Annotated in this window: 5 protein-coding genes; 3 read left to right on the forward strand and 2 right to left on the reverse strand. The window is 39.5% G+C overall.

The window, feature by feature from the left end:
* The first annotated feature begins 17 nt into the window (after positions 1-17).
* Complete coding sequence (locus ACOVQ4_RS02370; RefSeq protein ID WP_421819066.1) at positions 18-1,733, forward strand: IlvD/Edd family dehydratase; 1,716 nt, start codon at positions 18-20, stop codon at positions 1,731-1,733.
* A gap of 299 nt (positions 1,734-2,032) precedes the next feature.
* Here the strand turns inward: ACOVQ4_RS02370 and ACOVQ4_RS02375 are convergent, their stop codons facing one another.
* Positions 2,033-2,227, reverse strand: coding sequence for a hypothetical protein (locus ACOVQ4_RS02375; protein ID WP_421819062.1), 195 nt, complete (start codon positions 2,225-2,227; stop codon positions 2,033-2,035).
* A gap of 424 nt (positions 2,228-2,651) precedes the next feature.
* Here ACOVQ4_RS02375 and ACOVQ4_RS02380 point away from each other — a divergent pair, with 424 nt between their 5' ends.
* Positions 2,652-4,061: a glycoside hydrolase family 125 protein gene (locus tag ACOVQ4_RS02380; protein WP_421819063.1), complete on the forward strand. Its 1,410-nt coding sequence runs from the start codon at positions 2,652-2,654 to the stop codon at positions 4,059-4,061.
* Between the two features lie 146 nt (positions 4,062-4,207).
* Here ACOVQ4_RS02380 and ACOVQ4_RS02385 read toward each other — a convergent pair whose 3' ends face one another.
* Complete coding sequence (locus tag ACOVQ4_RS02385) at positions 4,208-4,993, reverse strand: transglutaminase domain-containing protein (RefSeq protein ID WP_421819064.1); 786 nt, start codon at positions 4,991-4,993, stop codon at positions 4,208-4,210.
* 271 nt (positions 4,994-5,264) lie between these two features.
* Between ACOVQ4_RS02385 and ACOVQ4_RS02390 the strand changes: the two genes are divergently transcribed.
* Positions 5,265-6,029, forward strand: coding sequence for an SDR family oxidoreductase (locus ACOVQ4_RS02390; protein WP_421819065.1), 765 nt, complete (start codon positions 5,265-5,267; stop codon positions 6,027-6,029).
* The last annotated feature ends 337 nt before the right edge of the window (positions 6,030-6,366 follow it).

Raw genomic sequence — 6,366 nt, forward strand, 5'->3', positions numbered from 1 at the left:
AAACAAAACCATTTAACATGAAAAAAAATCAACTTCGTTCTCAAAACTGGTTTGGAAAATCAGGCAAAGACGGATTTATCTACCGAGCTTGGATGAAAAACCAAGGGATACCTTCCGATTTTTTTGAAGGAAAACCCGTCATAGGTATATGTAACACGTGGTCTGAACTGACTCCCTGCAATGCCCATTTTCGTGACCTTGCCGAAGCTGTCAAAAAAGGGGTGCTCGAAGCAGGCGGTTTTCCTGTCGAGTTTCCAGTGATGTCTTTAGGGGAAACTCTCATCAAACCTACGGCTATGCTCTATCGAAATTTGGCAAGTATGGATGTTGAAGAATCAATCCGAGCCAACCCAATCGACGGCGTGGTACTGCTTTGTGGTTGTGACAAAACCACCCCTTCGCTCATAATGGGTGCTTGTAGCGTAGACCTCCCTACCCTAGTCATTTCGGGCGGACCGATGATGAAAGGAAAATGGAAAGGCAAAGACATCGGAACATCTGACCTTTGGCGATTGGCAGAGGCTTTCAAACTAGGAGAATTATCTCAGGAAGAGTTTGTGGAAGCAGAGGCCTGTATGGCGCGCACACAAGGCCATTGTGCCGTAATGGGAACTGCCTCCACTATGGCGACTATGGTCGAAGCTTTGGGTTTGTCCTTGCCCAATAATGCAGCAATTCCAGCGGCAGATGCGAGAAGAAAAGTAATATCTCAACTTTCTGGCAGACGTATTGTCGAAATGGTGCAGGAAGATTTGAGGCTGAGTAAAATCCTGACCAGAGAGGCATTTGAAAATGCCATAAAAGTCAATGCTGCCATTGGTGGCTCTACCAATTTTGTGATTCATTTGTTGGCTATTGCAGGTCGTATTGGCGTCGATTTATCTATTGATGATTTTGATAAACTTTCTCAGGATATTCCTCTTTTGGCCAATCTTCAGCCTTCTGGAGAACATTTTATGGAAGATTTGTATTATGCTGGAGGCCTACCTGCTGTCATGAAACAAATGTTGGAGCATTTACACCAAAATACCATTACCGTAAATGGAAAGACTGTTGCTGAGAATGTTAAACAGGCTGAAATTTACAATTCGGAAATTATAAGTTCTTTAGAAAACCCTTTTAAACCCAATTCTGGAATTGCCGTGGTTAAAGGAAATTTGGCACCCAATGGCGCTGTCATCAAACCATCTGCTGCAAGTCCTGCTTTGATGAAACATCGAGGGAGAGCCGTGGTTTTTGAAAATATAGAGGACTATCATGCTAAAATTGACCATCCTGATTTGGAAATAGATGAAAACTCGGTGATGGTTCTCAAGAATGTAGGTCCAAAAGGCTATCCTGGCATGGCGGAAGTAGGCAACATGAGTTTACCCAAAAAGGTACTAGAAAAAGGCATCAAGGATATGGTTCGCATTTCGGATGGCAGAATGAGCGGCACGGGTTTTGGTACGGTAGTTCTTCATGTTTCACCCGAGGCCGCGGCGGGAGGTAATATTGCTCTTGTTCAAAATGGAGACTGGATAGCCTTGGATGTAGATAATCGGAGTCTTGTCCTTGAAGTATCTGAGGAAGAGCTTGAGAACCGTCGTAAAAACTGGACAGCCCCAAATTTTAACATCAATCGAGGATATGTGAGTTTATATATCAATAACGTCGAACAAGCACATTTGGGTGCAGATATGCATTTTTTGAGGGGAAAATCTGGCAGTGAAGTTGCCCGTGATTCGCACTAATTTATCATAGAGTGAATGGGTGGTTGAGTGATTATATTTAAGTAGGTGGGCAAAATTAAACTTAACTTGAGGGCTTTAGGCCGTAAGCCGTTGGCATTAGGCAAAAGTTTTTATTTTTTTATAAAAAACGCATTTTTTCTTTAGCCTACGGCTCAATGCCAATAGCCTATTGCCTGAAAAAATAAAATTTTATTTTGCGTATTCAACTAAAAAAAGAGACGCAAAGCATTGCGTCCCTATTGATAAAAATAATCACTCATTCACTCAATCTCAATTCGCTCAATTGAGGTTGAAAGCCCTTAATGCCAATGTCCTCTACCTTTTCCACGACCCCGACCGCGTCCTGGTTTTTCTACGATTATTACTTCTCTTGGCTGTTGAACGACAACCGTTCGTCGGGGTCGCCTGTCAACTACTACTGTTCGAGTTGGCGTTATACAACTGGCTAAAACTACCACCGAAAAAATTACAAATAGACTCAATATTGGTTTCATAAGGATTACAATTCAGAAATTAAAAAATCAATTATCTAAGTTAAAAACGACTTCTTTTCGCTAGGATTTTATAGAAAGTGGATGATTGAGTAAGTGGTTACCCCAAAAAATCCCTGATGGATGTAGGATTTCTAATTTATTAAATAAAGCGTATAGCCTCAGATTTTTATAAAACATAATTAAAAAAGCCATTCAGAAGTTATTTCCAAAAAGTGATTAGATAAACCACATTCGTATATCAATAGGCTCCTCTAAGGATTTGCTATTCTTTCTTTTTAAAACTAATTCTAGTAATATCTTTCCATAAAATGAATTTTTCGACAACTTTGTCGCTTTAAATTTTGTTACAAAATCACTCATTTTCTGTAAAACCGAGGGAACGGCTTTTGTCTTTCTTTTAAGCCCTTTTAAAAACTATTTAAAAATGAACAGACGTCATTTTATCAAAAACAGCTCATTGGCAGGTCTTGGACTGGCCTTTTATTCGAATACCTCTTACGGTGCTACCGATTTCCCAGTTGTAAGGGTTAGCGCAGACAAAAGAAACTTTTCGAGTCCAGCAGTAGAAGAAACAATCTCTCGCGTAAAATCAAAAATCAAAGACCCAGAACTAGCTTGGTTGTTTGAAAACTGTTTTCCTAACACCTTAGATACCACGGTTCATTACAAAGTTGAAAACGGTAAACCAGACACATTCGTAATCACAGGTGATATTGATGCCATGTGGCTACGTGACAGTACAGCGCAAGTTTGGCCGTATTTACCACTGGCCAAAAAGAATGAAGATATTAGAAAATTGCTGGAAGGCGTAGTTCGTCGTCAAGCAAAATGCCTTTTGATTGATCCTTATGCCAACGCATTCTACGCAGAGAAAGGCAATAGTGAGTGGACAAAAGATTTGACGGATATGAAACCTGAACTCCATGAGCGCAAATGGGAGTTAGATTCTGTGTGTTATACCATTCGATTGGCCTATCATTATTGGAAAACTACGGGCGACACTTCCGTATTTGATGCTGATTGGTCAAAAGCCATGAAAGGCGTTTTGAGAATTTGTAAAGAACAACAACGCAAAAATAGCAAAGGAAGCTACAAATTTGGACGTAATACCTTCTGGTCGACCGACACCGTACCGGGCAATGGCTATGGTAATCCTACCAAGCCTATTGGCATGATACATAGCATTTTCCGTCCATCTGATGACGCTACGATTTTTCCTTTCTATATTCCTGCAAACCTTTTTGCGGTGGTATCTTTTAAACAATTGGGAGAAATTGCTGAAACCATCCTGAAAGATGCAGCCTTTGCCCAAGAGTGTAAAGCATTATCCGCAGAAGTCAAAAAAGCAATTCAAGAATACGCGATTTACAACCATCCTACATTTGGTAAGATGTATGCCTTGGAGGTAGATGGTTTTGGCAACCATTTGTTACAAGACGATGCCAATGTACCAAATTTGTTGGGATTGCCTTATTTAGGTGCTGTAGATGTGAATGACCCAATTTATCAAAATACCAGAAAATTTGTGTTGAGTTCATTCAACCCTTATTACTTCAAAGGTAAAGCTGCTGAAGGAATAGGTAGTCCGCATACATTAGTAGATAACATTTGGCATATTGGTTTGGTTATGCGTGCTATGACATCTACCAACGACCAAGAAATTGCCGCTCAATTGAAAATGATAAAAAATACCCACGCAGGCACTGGTTTCATGCACGAGTCTTTCGACAAAGACGATTCGTCGAAATTTACGAGAAAATGGTTTGCTTGGGCCAATACCCTTTTTGGAGAGTTGATTTTAAAGATTGAGAAAGAAAGACCACATTTATTGTAAGTAAGTATGAATTCTGAATTACGAGTTGTGAATTGTGATTTAGTGTTTGTTCTTTGAAAATTTTATTAGTAGAGACGCAATGCTTGCGTCTCTACCGCTAGAATACCAATTTTAACATAACAACTCTATTCAAAATGCTTCAGGTTTTATACTTGTTCTACCCAAACTTTCATGCCCAATAATTCTGAGCTCCCAAATTGCGTAATCAGTGCTACATCAGTGGCATCTCTACCGTATGCAATTACGATTCTTCCACCCGTGGTACAATCCTGAACAGCGTCAAAAGCATACCATTTGCCACCCAAGTATACCTCAAACCAAGCGTGTAAATCGATATACTTTAACTCTTTTACATAGCCAACTACCATTCTGGAGGGGATATTGATACTTCTACAGAGAGAAATAGCCAAATGTGTAAAATCCCTACAAACACCCTTTTTGATTGACAGAATATCAAGCGCGGTAGTACTCGACTCTGTGACACCGTATTCGTAAGATATATTTTGATGAATCCACTCTCTAATAGCCAATACCTGCTGATACCCTGAAAATATTTTTCTGGTAATTTGTACCGCCAACTTTCCAATCTCCAAATTATCTGATTGACAGTACCTACTCGGAAATAGAAATTGTAATGTTTCGCTAGGTAAGTTTTCGATTAACACGTAAGCTGCTTGAGTATCGGCATCCACATCATCCTCTACCTCGGCCACCACCTCCGAGCGAATGGTAACTTCACCAACGGGAAGCAACATACGTTGACATACATTACCAAAACTATCCAAATATTCTGCAATGGGCGTGTAAGGACTCAAAATAAGCCTATCTTCTTCAATAAATTGTCCTTCGGTACTTCGTGGACGAAGCATCGTAACCACAGGCGTAGGTTCTTTGATTTGATAAATAAATTCTGCTCCCGCTGATAATTTCATTATAAGTTGTGTATTAGACGTGTTGATGTGAGACCTATCAAAATTTGTGGTATCATTTTGATAGATAAAAGTCTTGCCTCCTAAATTGAGAGATGAGCTTATTAACAAATATAGCTAAAAAACAGGGTTATGTGAACTTGTTTTATCTTTATTTCGTCGAATTATTAAACCTTCATTAACTTTTTCCACCATAATTGAAGTAATTTTCGAAGTACAAATCAAGATTTGGCAATATATTGCCACTAACATAGTAAATACATCATTTCTGATTATGACAAACTGGCATTTACAGGGCAAAAAAGCCCTTATTACAGGTGGCACAAAGGGAATCGGGAAAGCCACTGCCACTGAGTTTTTGAAACTTGGGGCACAGGTTCTCATCATCGCTAGAAATGGTGATGAAATCCAAGAATGTCTCAAAGAATGGAACAAGCTGGGTTTTGAGGCACAAGGAATCGCAGCGGATGTAACCCAGTCTGAAGACCGTGAAATGTATATTTTCCCTATCTTGAAAGAATGGGGGTCACTGGATATTCTAGTAAATAATGTGGGTACTAATATCCGAAAAGAATTTATTGATTATGAGCCCGACGAGATACAAAAGGTGTTCGAAACCAATCTTTTTAGCGCCATTGCTATGACGAGACTATGTTTTGAGTTTTTGGAAAAAGGCCAAGAGGCTAGTGTCATTAATGTGAGCTCGGTAGCCGCCTCGGTGGATGTTGCATCCGGAACTCCTTATGGTATGACCAAGGCTGCTGAACTACAATTTACTAGAAATTTGGCGGTAGAATGGGCAAAATATAAAATCCGTGTCAACGCGGTATCGCCTTGGTATACCAGAACTCCTCTGACAGTTCCTGTTTTATCTCAACCTGATAGACTCAAAAAAATCTTAGATAAAACGCCTCTGAACCGTGTCGCCGAACCTGAAGAGGTAGCTTCAGCAATTGCTTTTTTCGCTATGCCTGTCTCATCCTATATTACAGGACAGAATTTGGCCGTAGATGGAGGATTTTTAGCAAAAGGACTCTAGGCGAGTTTGGAGTGATGAGTTTAGAATGATGAATTAGTAGAGTATATGAACCGTCCATTTCGGATATCGGATGTTGGATTTCGGAAGTATGACCAAATTTTTGAACTGTATTTTACAAAAAATAAAGGTACTTTTCAATATTTCCGAAATCAGAAATCTCGAATCTGCAATAGTTTGAAATCCTTCGTACAGTCCTAGTTATGAAGTGTAATTTTAACTATCAATACTCTACCTTGTACGTTTATTAAATTAACTCGTTTTCTTGGTAAAAGCTCTTTAGGAGCTGATAAAAAGAGTATTTACTGAAAAGAACACTATTTTGTGCAATTGGCAAGGC

The organism is Flectobacillus sp., from assembly GCF_049240685.1.
Classification (GTDB): domain Bacteria; phylum Bacteroidota; class Bacteroidia; order Cytophagales; family Spirosomataceae; genus Flectobacillus.

What these genes read in the sequence shown, in the direction of transcription:
- ACOVQ4_RS02380 (WP_421819063.1), top strand. Translation starts at nt 2,652, where the DNA reads ATGAACAGACGTCATTTTATCAAAAACAGCTCATTGGCAGGTCTTGGA.
- ACOVQ4_RS02385 (WP_421819064.1), bottom strand. Translation starts at nt 4,993, where the DNA reads ATGAAATTATCAGCGGGAGCAGAATTTATTTATCAAATCAAAGAACCT.
- ACOVQ4_RS02370 (WP_421819066.1), top strand. Translation starts at nt 18, where the DNA reads ATGAAAAAAAATCAACTTCGTTCTCAAAACTGGTTTGGAAAATCAGGC.
- ACOVQ4_RS02375 (WP_421819062.1), bottom strand. Translation starts at nt 2,227, where the DNA reads ATGAAACCAATATTGAGTCTATTTGTAATTTTTTCGGTGGTAGTTTTA.
- ACOVQ4_RS02390 (WP_421819065.1), top strand. Translation starts at nt 5,265, where the DNA reads ATGACAAACTGGCATTTACAGGGCAAAAAAGCCCTTATTACAGGTGGC.